At 64.3% G+C, this 15,178-nt stretch carries 15 protein-coding genes; 3 read left to right on the forward strand and 12 right to left on the reverse strand.

Annotation, left to right across the window (positions count from 1 at the left end; genetic code table 11):
• Positions 1 to 138: 138 nt before the first annotated feature.
• The 5 genes from ACFW3F_RS04310 to ACFW3F_RS04330 form a co-directional block, all read right to left on the reverse strand.
• Positions 139 to 714, reverse strand: coding sequence for an FUSC family protein (locus ACFW3F_RS04310; RefSeq protein ID WP_388054667.1), 576 nt, complete (start codon positions 712 to 714; stop codon positions 139 to 141).
• A 30-nt stretch (positions 715 to 744) separates the two neighbouring features.
• Positions 745 to 3,084: an FdhF/YdeP family oxidoreductase gene (locus tag ACFW3F_RS04315; protein ID WP_388054668.1), complete on the reverse strand. Its 2,340-nt coding sequence runs from the start codon at positions 3,082 to 3,084 to the stop codon at positions 745 to 747.
• Positions 3,085 to 3,174: 90 nt separating this feature from the next.
• Positions 3,175 to 4,155, reverse strand: a complete 981-nt coding sequence (locus ACFW3F_RS04320; RefSeq protein ID WP_388054670.1) for an NAD(P)H-quinone oxidoreductase — start codon at positions 4,153 to 4,155, stop codon at positions 3,175 to 3,177.
• Positions 4,156 to 4,232: 77 nt separating this feature from the next.
• On the reverse strand, positions 4,233 to 4,391 hold the full coding sequence (locus ACFW3F_RS04325) for a hypothetical protein (protein ID WP_064570166.1): 159 nt from the start codon (positions 4,389 to 4,391) through the stop codon (positions 4,233 to 4,235).
• A gap of 31 nt (positions 4,392 to 4,422) precedes the next feature.
• On the reverse strand, positions 4,423 to 4,986 hold the full coding sequence (locus ACFW3F_RS04330) for a hypothetical protein (protein ID WP_388054672.1): 564 nt from the start codon (positions 4,984 to 4,986) through the stop codon (positions 4,423 to 4,425).
• A gap of 271 nt (positions 4,987 to 5,257) precedes the next feature.
• Between ACFW3F_RS04330 and ACFW3F_RS04335 the strand changes: the two genes are divergently transcribed.
• Positions 5,258 to 8,116 (forward strand): AAA family ATPase, encoded by a 2,859-nt coding sequence (locus ACFW3F_RS04335; RefSeq protein WP_388054674.1) that lies wholly within the window; start codon positions 5,258 to 5,260, stop codon positions 8,114 to 8,116.
• Positions 8,117 to 8,271: 155 nt separating this feature from the next.
• Here the strand turns inward: ACFW3F_RS04335 and ACFW3F_RS04340 are convergent, their stop codons facing one another.
• Positions 8,272 to 9,162 carry a TIGR03619 family F420-dependent LLM class oxidoreductase gene (locus ACFW3F_RS04340; RefSeq protein WP_388054966.1) on the reverse strand — a complete coding sequence of 297 codons (891 nt, stop codon included), beginning with the start codon at positions 9,160 to 9,162 and terminating at the stop codon, positions 8,272 to 8,274.
• Positions 9,163 to 9,562: 400 nt separating this feature from the next.
• On the opposite strand from ACFW3F_RS04340, the gene ACFW3F_RS04345 reads away from it, so the two are divergent.
• Positions 9,563 to 9,967, forward strand: coding sequence for a heme-binding protein (locus ACFW3F_RS04345; protein ID WP_388054675.1), 405 nt, complete (start codon positions 9,563 to 9,565; stop codon positions 9,965 to 9,967).
• 248 nt (positions 9,968 to 10,215) lie between these two features.
• On the opposite strand, the gene ACFW3F_RS04350 is transcribed toward ACFW3F_RS04345, so the two are convergent.
• Together ACFW3F_RS04350 and ACFW3F_RS04355 are read right to left on the reverse strand one after the other, a co-directional pair.
• On the reverse strand, positions 10,216 to 11,055 hold the full coding sequence (locus tag ACFW3F_RS04350) for an SDR family NAD(P)-dependent oxidoreductase (RefSeq protein WP_388054677.1): 840 nt from the start codon (positions 11,053 to 11,055) through the stop codon (positions 10,216 to 10,218).
• Positions 11,052 to 11,390: a nuclear transport factor 2 family protein gene (locus tag ACFW3F_RS04355; protein WP_388054679.1), complete on the reverse strand. Its 339-nt coding sequence runs from the start codon at positions 11,388 to 11,390 to the stop codon at positions 11,052 to 11,054. The genes ACFW3F_RS04350 and ACFW3F_RS04355 overlap by 4 nt, the downstream gene beginning before the upstream one ends.
• Positions 11,391 to 11,542: 152 nt before the next feature.
• Between ACFW3F_RS04355 and ACFW3F_RS04360 the strand changes: the two genes are divergently transcribed.
• Positions 11,543 to 12,370: a MerR family transcriptional regulator gene (locus tag ACFW3F_RS04360; RefSeq protein WP_388054680.1), complete on the forward strand. Its 828-nt coding sequence runs from the start codon at positions 11,543 to 11,545 to the stop codon at positions 12,368 to 12,370.
• Between the two features lie 109 nt (positions 12,371 to 12,479).
• On the opposite strand, the gene ACFW3F_RS04365 is transcribed toward ACFW3F_RS04360, so the two are convergent.
• The 4 genes from ACFW3F_RS04365 to ACFW3F_RS04380 all read right to left on the reverse strand — a co-directional run bounded on the left by ACFW3F_RS04365 (position 12,480) and on the right by ACFW3F_RS04380 (position 15,075).
• Positions 12,480 to 13,898, reverse strand: a complete 1,419-nt coding sequence (locus tag ACFW3F_RS04365) for a GrpB family protein (RefSeq protein WP_388054682.1) — start codon at positions 13,896 to 13,898, stop codon at positions 12,480 to 12,482.
• On the reverse strand, positions 13,895 to 14,353 hold the full coding sequence (locus ACFW3F_RS04370; RefSeq protein ID WP_388054684.1) for a GNAT family N-acetyltransferase: 459 nt from the start codon (positions 14,351 to 14,353) through the stop codon (positions 13,895 to 13,897). Before ACFW3F_RS04370 ends, ACFW3F_RS04365 begins: the two co-directional genes overlap by 4 nt.
• 266 nt (positions 14,354 to 14,619) lie before the next feature.
• Positions 14,620 to 14,784, reverse strand: a complete 165-nt coding sequence (locus ACFW3F_RS04375; protein ID WP_388054686.1) for a hypothetical protein — start codon at positions 14,782 to 14,784, stop codon at positions 14,620 to 14,622.
• Between the two features lie 129 nt (positions 14,785 to 14,913).
• Positions 14,914 to 15,075, reverse strand: coding sequence for a hypothetical protein (locus tag ACFW3F_RS04380; RefSeq protein WP_197505590.1), 162 nt, complete (start codon positions 15,073 to 15,075; stop codon positions 14,914 to 14,916).
• Positions 15,076 to 15,178: the final 103 nt, after the last annotated feature.

Consider the following 15,178-nt stretch of genomic DNA (forward strand, 5'->3'; position numbering starts at 1 on the left):
ATCGCCATATCGGCCAATTGGTCACTCATTTGCAAACCTGCTCTCTCACAACTGTTGTCGTACTGATGAATCACGAGTCGGAGACGTCGTCACTCGCCGGCCGGGGATGGTGCGGGTACATTCGCGAGCTCGGCACACCTAGTCGGATGGAGCCGAGCCGTGCACCACTTTGTCTCGGAAGCGGCGAGTCATCGATGTGAGCACGGCAGCTGCGGCGAGACCCACAGCGACGCCGACTGCGGTGTCCACCAGCCGGAGCAGGGGTTGCACCCATTCCGGTGTGGGTCGACCGAGTTGTGCCACGACCAGCACGACCGTCGAGGTGATCGCCGTGAGGGCGGCGTCTTGGGGCCTGCCGAGTCCGATGGCGAGCAGACTGCTCACCCCGACCACGGCGCCGATCCCGACGGCGGTCGCCGGGAAGATCGAAAGGTACGCCAGACAGATCGCCAAGCTCAATGCAGTCGAGGACAATCGGATCCTGGCGTCGTCCAACCGATCTGCGAGGCGGCATCGAAAGACGAATATCGTCGAGATCACAGCCCACATCGCCCCTATTGCGTGGGAGTCCGTCGACTCGGTGAGTGCGGGGCCAAGCCAGTTCGTCATCAGTACGTACACCGCACCACACGCGACGGCGAGAGTGGCCGACGACGTCACCACGCCGATGTCGAGTCGGCGTGGTCTGCGCTCGTCGTTGGTCGAAGGGTTCATCAGTGGTCCATTCCGGCGAGCCGTGCGGGTCTATCCGACATCGGCAGGGGTGATTCGCACAGTGAGGTGTTTCATCAACGGCTGACCGCTCTGGGTGCTGTAGTCGCCGATCGGGCACAGGACGTTCAGCTCGGGCATGTACCCGGCCGCGTTGCCGGCGGGGATATCGTATGCCACTGCGCTGTAGCCGAATACGCGCCTGGTACTTCCATCCTTGGCATAGCTGGTGATGTCCACGGCGCCCAGTTCACTCACGCCCAGTCGTGTCATGTCGGCCCGGTTCATGAACACCAGGGTTCGCAGGTTCTCGACTCCGCGGTATCGATCATCGTCGGAGTAGATGGTGGTGTTCCACTGGTCGTGGGACCGCATCGTTCCCAGCATCAGATATCCGGTGGGCGGCAGCACGTCTTGCATAGAGGCGCAGGAGAATTCGGCCCGACGCGAGGGGGTGCGGAAGTCGAGTTCGCGGGCAGGTTGCCTGATCCGGAATCCGTTGCGCTCACGCACCCGGTTGTTGAAGTTCTCGAATCCCGGGATGACACGGGACATGATGTCTCTGATCCGGTCATAGTCCTCCACGTAGCCCTGCCACTCGGTGGTGCTGTGGGGCAGGGTCGCCGAGGCCAGCCCGGCGATGATCGCAGGTTCGGACAGCACCTGATCGGACGGAGGTTGCCTCGAGCCTCGCGACAGGTGCACTCGGCTCATCGCATCTTCGACACTGATGCTCTGCGGACCGCTCCGTTGGTCGTCACGTTCAGTCCGTCCGATGCACGGGAGGATGAGCGCGTTAGTTCCGTGGACGAGGTGGCTACGGTTGAGTTTCGTGCTGACGTGAACGGTCAGACTACAGCGGCGCAGAGCCGCGAAGGTGTACGTCGGATCCGGTGTGGCCATGGCGAAGTTGCCGCCCATGCCCACGAACACCGACACCTGTCGGTCGTGCATCTTCTCGATGGTTGCGACGGTGTCGAGGCCGTGGGCGCGCGGCGGGTCGAAACCGCATTCCGAGGCGAGCGCATCGAGGAACTCCGTGGTCGGGCGGTGGTCGATCCCGCAGGTGCGATTTCCTTGGACATTGCTGTGGCCGCGAACGGGTGAGGGACCGGTTCCTGGTCGGCCGATGTTTCCCTTCAGCATCAGAAGGTTGACGATCTCCCTGACGGTGTCTACTCCGTGTTCTTGCTGTGTCAGCCCCAGACACCAGCTGATGATCGTGCGCGATGACTTCCGGTAGAGGTCGGCGAAGCGCCGTATCTGGTCCTCGGCGACGCCGGACTGATGCACGATATCGGCCCACGCTTCGCCATCGCAGCAGGCCTTGTAGTCGTCGAAGCCGTGGGTGTGGTCGGCGATGAACGAGGTGTCGATGACGGTGGGATCTGTGTCGTGCCACTCGAACAGCGCTTTGGCGACGCCGCGCAGCAACGCCAGGTCTCCCCCGATGCGGGGCTGGATGTCGAGGGTCCCTGTGGGGGTGGTGTGAAAGGTGGCCATCGACCCGAACTCGTGGGGGACGATCGTGCGGCGTGAGGCCGCCTCCTTGAGTGGATTGACGTGGACGATCTGTGCGCCCCGCCGGTGTGCTCCGGCGAGCGCGGTGAGCATGCGCGGTGCGTTCGACGCCGCGTTGACGCCCATCACGATGATCAGCTCAGCGGCGTCCCAGTCGTCGATGTCGGCTGTGCCTTTGCCGGTCCCCAGGGCTGCTTGAAGCGCACGCCCACTGGCTTCATGGCACATGTTGGAACAGTCAGGGAGATTGTTGGTGCCGTACTCGCGTGCCCACCATTGATACAGGAACGTTGCTTCGTTACTCAGTCGGCCTGAGGTGTAGAACGACGCCATGTTCGGATCGGGCAACGCGCGCAATGTCTTTCCGACCAGCGTGAACGCCTCGCTCCATGAGATGGGCACGTACTTGTCGGTCTCGGAGTCGTAAGCCATGGGTTCGGTCAGACGCCCCTGCTTCTCCAGCGCGTGGTCACTCCACCCGCACAGTTCCGTCACGGTGTGCGAGTCGAAGAACCTACGGTCGACGCGACCTCTGGTCATCTCCCACGTGACGTGTTTGATGCCATTCTCGCACAGGTCCAGGTGCAGGCCGTTGCGGTCGTCTGGCCACGCGCACCCAGGGCAATCGAACCCGCCGTTTTCATGATTCATCGCCAGCATCGACTTGCTGCCCGAGATCACCTGCCCGCTGCGCAGCAGCACTTTGCCGACGCTCATCGCCGCGCCCCAGCCGGCAGAAGGCTGGTGATCGTCTTTCTGCTTCGGTCGCCTGCCCTGCCCTGGCCCGCATCCGGGCGGAACCGCACCGGGCGCTCCGCGCCCTCGGATCTCGTCGAAATCGTTCCCGGCCATGCGAACTCCCAGACAATCGTGCGGATGAGGATGGTGCCCTGTCACGGCGCGACCCGGTCCCAGACGAGGTCGCCATGTGGCGTTGTGCTGTCAGCCGATTTCGAGGACAACCTTGCCGACGGTCTGACCGGCCTCCAACCGTTCGTGTGCGCGACCGGCCTGGGCCAACGGGAAAACGGCATCGATGACGGGCCTGATCTTTCCGGCTTCGATCAACGGGATGACGTCTCGCGTGACGCCCGCGACAATCTCCGCCTTCTGCGCCGTGGGACGGCCACGCAGCATCGTTGCACTCACACTCGCCCGCCTGGACGCGAGTTCCCACAAATCGAACGAGATCGGCGTCATCGAGCCACCGATGACGATCAGATGCCCGTCAGCAGCGAGACTGCGTACATTGCGCTCCAAGTACGGCGCGCCGACGACGTCGAGGATGGCATCGACACCGCGGCCGCCGGTCGCATTCAGGGTGGCGGTGACGAAATCGCCTGTGCGGTAATTGATCGCTTTGCTCACACCCATGGTGAGGGCGGCCTCGACCTTACTGTCGCTTCCCGCGGTTGCGATGACCCGTGCGCCGATCGCGGCCGCCCACTGGGTCGCAAACGCTCCGATGCCGCCACCGGCCCCGTGGATGAGAACCGATTGGCCGGCCGTCAAGCCGGCGATCATCGCGAGATTCGAGTACACCGTGCACGCGACCTCGGGAAAAGAGGCCGCCTCGATCATCGTCAGTCCCCGAGGTACCGGCATGACCTGGACTGCGGGAACCACTACCTGCTCGGCGTAGCCCCCGCCGGTCAGCAGCGCGCACACCCGGTCCCCTGCTTTCCAAGCGGTCACCTCACGCCCGACGGCGGCGATGGTGCCGGCGCATTCGAGGCCCAGTCCGGCGGGGGCACCTGGCGGGACCGGGTAGTGCCCCCGCCGCTCGAGAAGGTCGGCGTTGTTCACGCCGGCAGCCTCGACCGCGATGAGCACCTCGGTCGGCCCCGGTTCGAGGTGGTCCACAGGGACCAGACGCAGGACTTCGGGGGCGCCCGGGCGATCGAAACGTATCGCTGATGACATCGCGGTGGTTCTCTTTCTGGATGGGTGTGTTGTGCGGTGACCGGAGGAGCGCCCGAGCTCCTCCGCTCACCGCCTCGTCAGTGCTCGTCGTAGTGCTCGCCGTGCAGGGCATGGCGATGTGAACCGTGGATGTAGTCGATGTGATCGCCGTGCGGAACCGCCTCGTGACCGCAACCGGTACCGTGCTCGTGGTCGTCGATGCTGTGGTGGCCGATGCACTCGTTCTGCGTTGCCATGTGTGTCGTCTGAACCTGGCGGGCGGCGGCGTCAGGCAGCCGCGGCTTCCGCGGCGCGGGCCTTCGCAAAATTTCCGATGCTCTGCGCGTAATGGGGAGTCTCGAGTTCGCAGTGCTTGCCGGAGGCCTCCTGACGAGCGGCGGCGGCCTCTTCGAACGTCTGCCCGCTGCCGGTGATGAACTCGAGGAACTCCTCGGTCGGATGCGAGGTCACCGTATTGACGTAGCGGAGCTGATCACCCTCGAGCTGCTCGATGCCGAGCTCCCAGATGACCTGCGTCGACGTCCACCCCCCGGGGGTGAGAACGTCCGAGAGCGAGACCATCTTGCAGTAGTGCTTGCTGGCGACCTCGAAGCGGTACTGCTGGATGACCAGGCCCGTGCCGATCATCTCGACGTTGATCGACATCGGGGTTCCGTCGTCGTCGACTGTGTATCCCGCGGCCTTGTGATCGCCCGGCGCGCAGCGCTGGTACTCGTGCGTGGGCAGGGTCTTGAGCCACTGCTCGATGTCGACGTGCTCGAACGGCGCCGTCACATCGGCGGTGACCACTGCGTGCGAGAGCTGCAGGTCGGGACGAGGTGTTGCAGTCATGGGTTCATTCCTTGCTGTGTCGTGTGGGGTGCCGGCCGCCCGAGGGCTGCCACGAGCCCGTGCTCGTTGCCAGAACGTTAGGATCGAGACCGCAGACGTCACATCCCCCGAACGCGACCGGAACATCGCATGTACCGCGGCCCGGTAGTGGCACCACCTGCTACCTGGTAGCGGCGCGATGCTGTGACCGGGAATGACGCTTGAGCCGGTCTGTAGGAAACTGACACAGTGCGTAACCCACACCGACGCCATCAGCCGCCTGGGCCGATCCATGGCTGAGTCAACGTCGCCGCGCCCCGGTGCCCATCAGGCACTTGCCGGCAGTGCCGCCGAACGGTACTGCTTACCGCTTCGCGGTCGGGGGGCCGAAGCCCGAGCGATCGAGCTGGGAATCGAGGCAGTCCGATCGGGAAATCGTGCCATCACGATGCTGTCGGGCGAACCCGGGATCGGGAAGACACGCCTGCTGCAACACGCCTACGAGAAGGCGACCTCGCTGGGTTGCTTTGTCATGGTCGTCGCACCGGACATCGATTCGTCGATGACTCCGCTCGGTGCTCTCATCGATGCCGCCACGCGCACGGACTCTCCGCTGGTAGCTCGGTCCGATCTGGAAGCGGCACTGCGGTCGGCGGCGGCACCGCAGTATTGGGCAACCCGTGTGATCGCCGACGCGCTCGAGGCAGCAGCCAACGAATCCGGCGCCGTGGTCATCATCGACGACGTGCAGTGGTTGGACGCGGGTTCACTGGCGACGATCACCGCGCTCATCAACGACCTGTTGGGTGTGCCGGTGTACTGGCTCATGGCTACCCGGTCTGGACGGTATGGCCGCGCACAGCAGCGCTTCATGACCCAATTCGTCGATGGTCCACACCATGTCAGCGTTGAGGCACTTGACGCAGACGCCGTATGGGCAATGACAAGAGATGCCCTCGGAAGCGCACCGGGCCCAGGGGTGCAGAGCGCTGTCGAACGCGCCGTGGGATTGCCGCTCCTTGTCTTGGAGTTGCTGCGTGGACTCCAAGAAGACGGCCTGCTGGTATCTGTACGCGGTGGCGTTGACCTCGAAACCGAGGTACTCCCCTCGCGTTTCGGTTCCTCAGCCCGGGAACGTCTTCGTCAACTGAGCCCTGAAGCGCTTCGAATCGCCCAGATCGGCAGCGTGTACGGGCGCGAGTTCCCGATCGGTGGCGTTCTCGATGCCCTCGGACAGTCAGCGATCACCGCAGCGCCGGCCATTCAAGAACTCCTCGATCAGGGCTTCATCGTCGACTCTGGTACATCGCTCGCCTTTCGACACGACACCGTGCAGTCCGCAGCCTGGAACAGCCTGTCCCCCACCCTGCGTCGCGCGGTGACCCGCGAGATCATCCACAAGCGACTCGCGGCGGGGGAAAACATCGCCGCTCTCGCGGCGAGAGTGGCATCCGTCGCAGACAGCGCCGACGATGACTCCATAGAGCTACTCCTCGATGCTGCACGACAACTATCCGTCATCGACATCAAGGGCGCGGCTGACCTCATCATCGAGGGAGCTCGGCTCGCAGCCGGACGACGAGCGCACGCCGAGCACATCGCACGGCTACTCCCGGTCGTCCTTTCTGCCGGCCGGATGCAAGAGGCAGTCGGCATCAGCGATGCCCTCGCACCGATACTCGACCCGGATTCCCGGGCGCTGGTACATCTGGCCATCGCACGTCAGCTCACCGAATCAGACTTCGACGGCGCCATCGCCGAAACCACACTCGCGCTGGCGATTGTAGGAATCGCAGAGCCCACAAGGGTCCAGATACTGGCCGTTCAAGCCCTCAACCACGCGAACAAAGCTGACGCCGCGGGCCTCCGAGAAAGCCTGCGACAAGCTCGGGCAATCGCCGACATCGACCGCGACACAGTCGCGCTTGCCACGATTGATGCAACCGAGTCGGTTCTGATGTTCTACCAGAACCAGTTCCGTGCGGCAGACCGTCTCCAGCGTCAGGCGATCGACCAGATCGCGCGGGCAGGCTCCATTCCAGGGCTATGGCTACCGGAAGGGCTGTGGATGGCGTTCATGCGAAACAGCCTCGGCCACTGCGCAGAAGCGATCAAGCTCACCGAGAAGGGACTAGCCGAGGCAAACGCAGCCAACAACGTCATTGCCGAAACCTACTGGCGCATGGTCTACACCCGCGCGCTCTACGACCACGGACGCCTCGACGAGGCTCGCACACAAGCCGAAACCGTTCTCGAACTCTCCGCACAACTCGGTCTGGGCGACTTCACCAACGCGACCGCCGGGATCGTGCTGCACCGCATAGCACTGCACACCGGCGACGTCGAACTTCGCGAAACTGTCTCACCTCGAGTGCGGCAGCTCGCCGAGGGCGTAGGACTCAGGAGAACCGGCAACTGGCACCTCGCCCTCGAAGCCTTCGACCAGCGTCGCCCGGACGCAGCACGCGACTTCGCCGACACCGCACTGTGTTCACTCCGCGAGCCCATTCCCTCGATGACGACGCCGGCCGACTTTGCCGATGACCTCATGCTCTCGCTGATGTGCCGGCAAGTCGATGACAAGGCTGGGCTGGACCTTGTCGTGGATGTCGCCCACGAACGAGCGATACGAAACCCTGACAACAACCTGATCGTTGCGATGGCGACCGCTACCCGAGGTGTCCGAGCAGGCTCAGCACTGACCTTGCTGGAAGCTGCCGACCAGCTTCGCGATGTTGCCCGGCCGCTGGTGATGGCTCGCGTCCTCGAAACCGCCGGAACAATCGACCCCACGGCAGAAACAGCAACAACATCTTTAGACCGCGCACTGCGACTCTACGATGAGGTCGGAGCGGCTCGCGACGCCACCAGAGTGCTCCAAATCCTACGGTCACGCGGGGTCAACAAGCGCCTCAAGGCAGCAAGCGCTGACACCGACGGACTGTCCACACGCGAGCGCCAAGTCGCAGAACGCATCGCCGCGGGCCAGACGACTCAACAGATAGCCGAGGACTTGATGGTCTCCCCGCACACAGTGGTCACCCACATCAGACACATCTACACCAAATGGGGCCTCAACACTCGACGTGAGGTCGCCGATCGATTCCGACGCCGAGCCGCTGAGACACAGTCTGTTTCAGGCTCGGTCTGATCACCCGACGACCACAGAACGTGGCGTTCCCGCATCCACCAGCGCCGACCAGACACTTTGACATTGGTCGCGAGTAGCTCTCGCGGAAGGCGCTTCCGTTGCTCGTGATCGCTGCCAGTCGACAGGCCTTCGGCATCTGTGGCGGGACCACCGCCTCAGAGCAGTTGTGCCCGACCACCCTTTCGCTGTAGTGGGGTTACGATGTCGGCGACAAACCTCTCCATGCCGGCGATCTTCTGCTCAGTGGAAGAGTTTGCGCCGCTGTAGAACATCCATGGCATGGTCAGAATGTCGGTGATGCCACCTCGCTCGGCCGTGCGATAGTCATCGACGCTGAGGGCGTCCGTCAGTGGTGCGATGATGGTGAAGTCGTGGTCTTCGCGACCCAAGCTTCGGCGAAGCTCCGCGAGAGTCCCGGCGACCTGGATCGCTGCCGCGGTGGTAGTCAGGTCGCCTATCCAGCCGTCGTTGAATGCAGCACGTCGCAGTGCCCGAGCCGACAGTCCTCCGACGTAGATCGGCACGTGGGGCGGACTCGGTGACATCTCGATGCGGGGAGTCGAGTACATTTCACCGTCGAATTCCGTCCAACCTGGTGCCCACAGACTCCGCATCAGGGTCAGCATTTCATCCGTTCGCCGTCCGCGGCCCTCGAAGTCGGCACCGAGGAGTTCGAACTCGTCTTTGTTCCACCCCACTCCTACGCCGAGTTCCACTCGCCCGGCACTGATGAGCGCAGCTGTGCCAATCGACTTTGCTGCAGTGAACGGATCTCGCAACGCCGGAACCGACACTGTTGTCACGAACCGCAGGTGCTCGGTGCACTGCGACAGACTGCCGATGAGCACCCACGGATCCGGCCACGGGGTGAACGGGTCCCAACGCGTCGCGCCATCCCGGGTGTACGGGTAAGGAGTTGTCTGTTCGGCGAAGTTCACCACGTGTTCGGGAATCGCGAGACCGCGGTACCCGAGTCGGTCAGCTGCGCGAGCAATGTGGTGAATCTCCGCCACCGGCAGGTAAGCGGTACTGATATAGAAGTTCAGCACAGTTCAAGACTTCTGAGCTCAGGGCGGGTGGCTGTGCCGCGGGGTGCGGCAGATCGGTTGCACATTCGATGGACGCTATGTCAGACATGTTCCTAAAGCAACGCTGTCCGAGCGATCTCATCTACAAACAGCCCGACCGTGCGCGCAGGTCTCGGTCGCGCGCCCTACCCACGGGTTGCTGTGCCCTTGAAAATGCAGTCGCAGAGCCGGTTCCCGCTTGGTGAACACGCATTCCGGCCACTGGAGATCTGGTGTTGTTCCCTCGTCGAGCGGTCGCCCGCCGGCTGTTGAGTGTCGTTGCGATCAGGCCGCGTCCATCACTCCCTACTGCGCACGTGCTCGGTAGCGTTGACGATGCCCATTCACGCGAATTCCCCTGCTCCGAAGAGAGAAGACGATGACCATCACCGTAACGCTGAGTCAGGCTCAGAAAGTTGTGGCTGCCGCCCTTGAACACGCCGAGGCGATCGGTCAACCCGTCAACGTCGCCGTTGTCGATAGCGGCGGAAATCTCATCACCCATGTACGCCAGGACGGTGCATGGATCGGCAGCGTCGACATCGCGATCAGCAAAGCATGGACGTCCCGCGCTTTCGACATCAGCACGGCCGATCTGAGCGAACATGCTCAACCGCACAGCCAATTCTTCGGCATTCAACACACAAACGGCGGCCGTGTCGCCGTCTTCGCCGGTGGCGTCCCGCTACGGCTCGACGGAGCGGTCGTTGGCGCGATCGGGGTCAGCGGCGGCTCCGGCGCTCAGGATCAAGCCATCGCAGAGGCTGGGGCCCAAGCGCTTTGACGGTCGAGCACCTCCTGTTCCCCGCGGTCTCGCCCGCGGGTGCATAGGTCTGTCGATCCGCTGACGCAGTCGACCTCTCGTCTCTCTTGTCAGTAGCCGACACGATTGCCACCTCCGGTCCCACGACCCGCGACGACATATGACATGACTGTGCAATGCTGCCGGGGCCCTGCGGACGGGATTGTCTACCGGTCAGGTACGTAGGGCGCACGGCAGCCCTTGATGTCCGCACCAGATGAAACTCCGAACTAGCCGGGAAAATCCACGCTCCGAGACAGAGTTTCGTTCGCTCGGATATCCGCCAACGCTGCCTCCATCGTGTCGGTCACTGCGTTGAAACCGCCATTTCCCAGAACCAGCCGCCGGGGAGGCGGGTCCTGCGCCATCGCCGCGATCACGGCACGGGCACCGCGGCGCGGATCGCCGGGCTGTACACCGTCCATTTCCACGAACGCCTCGCGCACCTGCTCGAGCATCTCGTGGTACTCCGAAATCGGTTCTGCCACCGGCTCGTCGGCGAATCCGGCGTAGGCGTTCGTGCGGAACGCTCCCGGCTCGACCGCCAGGACGGAGATGCCTTGCGCGGCAACCTCGGCGCGTAGCGTCTCGGTGACGGCTTCGATGGCGAACTTCGTCGCGCTGTAGTAACCGAATCCGGTCGCCGCCACCAGCCCGGCGACCGAGCTCACGTTGACGATCCACCCGTCGCCGCGGGCGCGCATCCCCGGCAGTACTGCGCGCGTCACGGACAACACCGCAAAGAAGTTCAACTCGAACATCGCTCGCACCGAGGAATCGTCCATGCCCTCGATCGATCCGAACCAGCCGCGGCCTGCGCAGTTGATCAGTACGTCGATTCCGCCGAAATGCTCCTCGGCTGTGCGCACCGCACGCAGCACCTGCGCGGCATCGGTGACATCGAGCGGCACGACGAGGACGCGGTCACCGTACCGCTCGGCCCACGTAGCCAACTCCCGCGGACGCCGGGACGTGAGTACCACGCGGTCCCCTGTCTCGAGCGCCGCCTCGGCAAATGCCATCCCGAAGCCGCCGGGGGTGCCCCCGGTGATGAACCATCGTCGCGTCATGGCTCGATCACCAGCCGGCTGATCAGCGCGCCATCCAACGCGAAGCGGTAGTGCAAGTCGGCGACCCCACCGGGGAAGTTGCCTTTCAGCTGCTGCCCGACGTCGACGGTCGTAGCGGTCCTGGTGGCGCCCGTGAACTCCGATGTATAGGTGTATTCGCTGACCGAGGTGGCCAGCCAGGACTTGATCTCGTCACGGCCCGTGTGGTCGCGGCCCTCGTCGGTCACGACGGCATCGGGGGTGAACGTGGCAAGCGCTCGGTCGTCGGCTCGGGCATCGAGTGCGGTGATGAACGTCTTTACTGTGTCCGGGAGAGCATCCCAATCTGTGGTCATGACCCCTACGGTGATGGTTCCTCCAAGGGGAAGGTCAACCCCACCGGTGGCGCAGTTGTCGGCCCCTAGCTGAAGGCTTGACCTTGCCCCAGGGGGAACCTGCAGGATGTCCTCACGCGGTGACGCGGGCGGCGGATCACAAGGAGGACGCGATGGGTGCACAGGTTTCGATCGGCGACTTCGCGGTGATGACCAGCCTGAGCAGGAAGGCGTTACGGCATTACCACGACATCGGGATTCTCGAACCGGCCCACATCGATCCCCATACGGGCTACCGCTTCTACGACACCAGTCAGGTCGACCGTGCACAGATCATCCGACGGTTCCGATCTCTCGGAATGTCCATTCCCGACATCAAGGCGATGCTGAGCACGGACGACGCCACGACTCGCACCGACATCATCACGATTCATCTCGAACAGATGGAGGCGCAGCTGCAGCAGACTCGGGACACCGTCGGAGCGCTGCGCGAATTGCTCTCTCCGGTGCACACCCCCGCTTTCGTGGCGGTGCGGCATGAACCTGCGCTCGCCGTGTGGTCCATCGGCGCCACCCTCGAGGTTTCCGAGCTCGACAGCTGGTTCTCGGCGACGCTGAGCGAACTGCAGAACGCAGTTGCCACGGCTGCAGGTGTGACGTCCGGAGTCGTGCCGGGTGGCCTCTACGGCCGCGATCTGTTCCTCGAATCGCGCGGTGAGGCAACCCTGTTCGTCCCCGCACCGGAATCCGTCGACCCCCCGGAGGGCATCCGCGCCGAGGTCTTGCCCCGGGCTGAATTCGCGGTGCTCACCCACTCTGGCGGTCACGACGGGATCGACCGCAGTTACGGGGCCCTGGGCACTTACGCAAACGAGCATCTGATCAGCCGCCCGGGGCCGATCCGCGAGCATTACCTCGGCGGCACGCCCTCAGACCCGACCACGTTCACCGCCACAGAAATCTACTGGCCGATCTTCGGCACCACTCCACCGCCGGTATGACGGCACTCCGGTTCACGATCCGGAACGGGCTGTGAACCAGCATTGGGATCGGACCGACCGCACCCGCTGCATCCACAACGTGGACGAACCACCGGTCCCGAGAGTGCCTTCACCGGTTCGCCGTCGAGACCTGCCACCCGGCGCGGGTAGCCCACGACTCCGCACGTTCGGTGATGCTCGCTATCAACGGGCCCTTTGCAGCCGCGTACTGATTCATGTCTGCCCAGTCCTGCTGCGCGAGGAGTCTTTTCAGTTCGGCATAGTCGTTGCGGTCGCGGGCGTCGACGCGTAGCCAGTCGCGGAACAACAGATGCCGACGTTCCCAGTTCCCGCCCGCCTGACAGACGTGAACGTGCACATCGAGATCAGGGGTGCGCAACATTCGGTGCCCGGGTTCACGGACTCGGAGCCGGTAACCCGCCTCTACGAGTGCAGGCAGGTAGGAGTCCTCGTCTTCTGGATCACCGACGCTGACGTCGATGTCGACGATCGGCTTGGCCGGCAACCCCGGGACAGCAGTCGATCCGATGTGATCGATGCGAAGGGCCCGGTCGCCGAGCGCTCGGCGGATGCGCCGACGCTCCGCATCGAAGCGCCGGGGCCATAGAGCGCTCGATGGTTCGAGCACGATGGGGCGTTGTTCCGGACCGCCGATCAATTCGAAGCCCGCATGTGTGGGACGAAACGGACCACCGAGTGCCATCTCCAGGATGTAGCGGGCGTGCGTCCACAGCAGCGCGCCTCCGGCACCGTCGACCACCGTGCGCGTCGCGGAGTCGACACGCGCGGTCAGGCCCGCTCCGAAGTCCGTCGTATGGTGACGATCCCTACCGCCGGTCAACACATGGACGTCACAGCGGATCTCGTCATACGACAGCGCCCACGGCGACATCGCGATGCGCGTGTCAACGGCGTAACCGACCCCGCCGCTGGCGAAACCCTCCCGCAGCGCTCGCCGGTACATGTCGAGGAACTCGGACTGGGTGAAGATGCGGCGGTCCTCGTCGCCCGCGGAACCGATGACCATGTCCTCCATACCGTCCGGACCGAGCGCGGCGAACATCCGTTCAGCTGCACCCGGGTCCTCCTGCACGGTGTCCACCATCGCCCGCATCTCCTCGGACAGCGTGGATCGGCAGGGTTGGACGGCGATCTCGTCGACCGGCGAGACCAGGACGAGTCGGCGAGCGACACCCAACGCCGCACACGCGAGACCGAACGGAGCACCCTGCGAGTTGGCCACCACCGGGAGTGGGCCACCCCAGGTCGAGGCGAAGTCGGCGAGGTCCTCGGCGGTCGACTGCAACGTGCGGCCATCGTGGTGATCGGACTCTCCCATACCGGGACGGTCGACGGTGACGAGAGTGACGTCGAGCTCGTCCAGGACGTCGGTGCCGAACAGCATCGTTCGCCCCGACGCCGCCCCGGCAAGGAACAGAACCGGAGTGCCCGAGTCCGAGCCGTGGGCCGACCACGCGAGTTTTCGCCCGTCGCCGAGGACGTGCCTGCCCTCGCGTGTGTGTCTCACTCCGAAACGCTCACTCCGGCACGACGGAAGTGCAGGATCGGGAAAGGACGCCCGTCCGCATCCACCGGCGAGCGCCCCACCTGCTCGAATCCCCGTGCTCGATAGAAGGCGACGGCCCCGGGGTTGTCTTCGTTGACGTCGAGTTCGTCGACACCGGCAGCACGTACAGCACGTGTCAGCAGAGTCGTCCCGACACCGCGACCGTGCCACACAGGGTCGACGAACAACATCTCGAGCCGGTTGCCCGCGGTGCCGCTGAATCCCGACACCACTCCGTCGATCTCCGCGACAACCACCTCGACAGCGGGAAAGAACTCGGTGGGCAGACGGCTCGCAAACCCGTCGACGTCGGCCGGCTCCAAGAAGTGGTGGGTTGCTTCGACTGCCGCCCGCCAGACCACCACGAGGCGTTCGGTGTCTCGGTCGTCCGCGTGCCGAAGAATCACCTCAGACATCGCTTGCCCTCTCCGATCACCAAGTCGCCGGCGGCCGAAGACCGAGTCTCGTCATGGCGCAGCCGGTGCCGGCGCGCACGGGTTTCCGTCCCGAGCGGACCGGCGATCACACACAGAAGTACACACACAATCGGCACAGTAGTGAGGACGGAATCGCAGAACAAGAAGATTCGCGTCCGGCCGAGTCGGGTCCCTCGGTTGGATGGCCGGCACCACCGTAGGTCAGCGAGACATGCGCGGTCGACAACTGATGACTTGCAGAGGTGTCAACGACAGGACGACCCGGCCATCTGCATCGACGAGGCGGCCTGCACAGCGCAGAACGGCCCGGTCGTGGCGACCGCATCGCCCCGGAAATTCGGAGCAATGTCCACGATCTCGATGTCGGCGGTGTGAATGACGTCTGGGCGCAGCGGATCGGGCAGGCGCATGCTGTCGATGCCCCTACCGGCCACCAGAGCCAGACGCGGAACGAAGACCAGGCGTGGTCGACGGCATAAATCTAATGTAACTAGATAAGCGAGTCTTCCGCAGTCGGTTCGTACCGCGTCACTCTGCCGTCACTCGTTGTCAGTGGCGGGACCGTCCTGGGTGGCCCCGCCCTCGCCGGTCCAGTCGCCGGACTTCTCCCCTTCCGCCGGATCGGATTGCACGTCGGGGTTCGCACCCTCGGGTCCGGTGCCGGCTTCTTCGGTGTGTGGGTCGGTCTTCTTGTCAGTCATGCGAAGACTCATACCCGCACGCAGCCGCGCTCAACCCGCCCAGACGACCGCAGCAGGTCCTACCCGGGTCCCGACTCGACGACCGCCGCGAGCATTCGCCTTG

The organism is Gordonia sp. NPDC058843, assembly GCF_042743165.1.
Taxonomy (GTDB): domain Bacteria; phylum Actinomycetota; class Actinomycetes; order Mycobacteriales; family Mycobacteriaceae; genus Gordonia.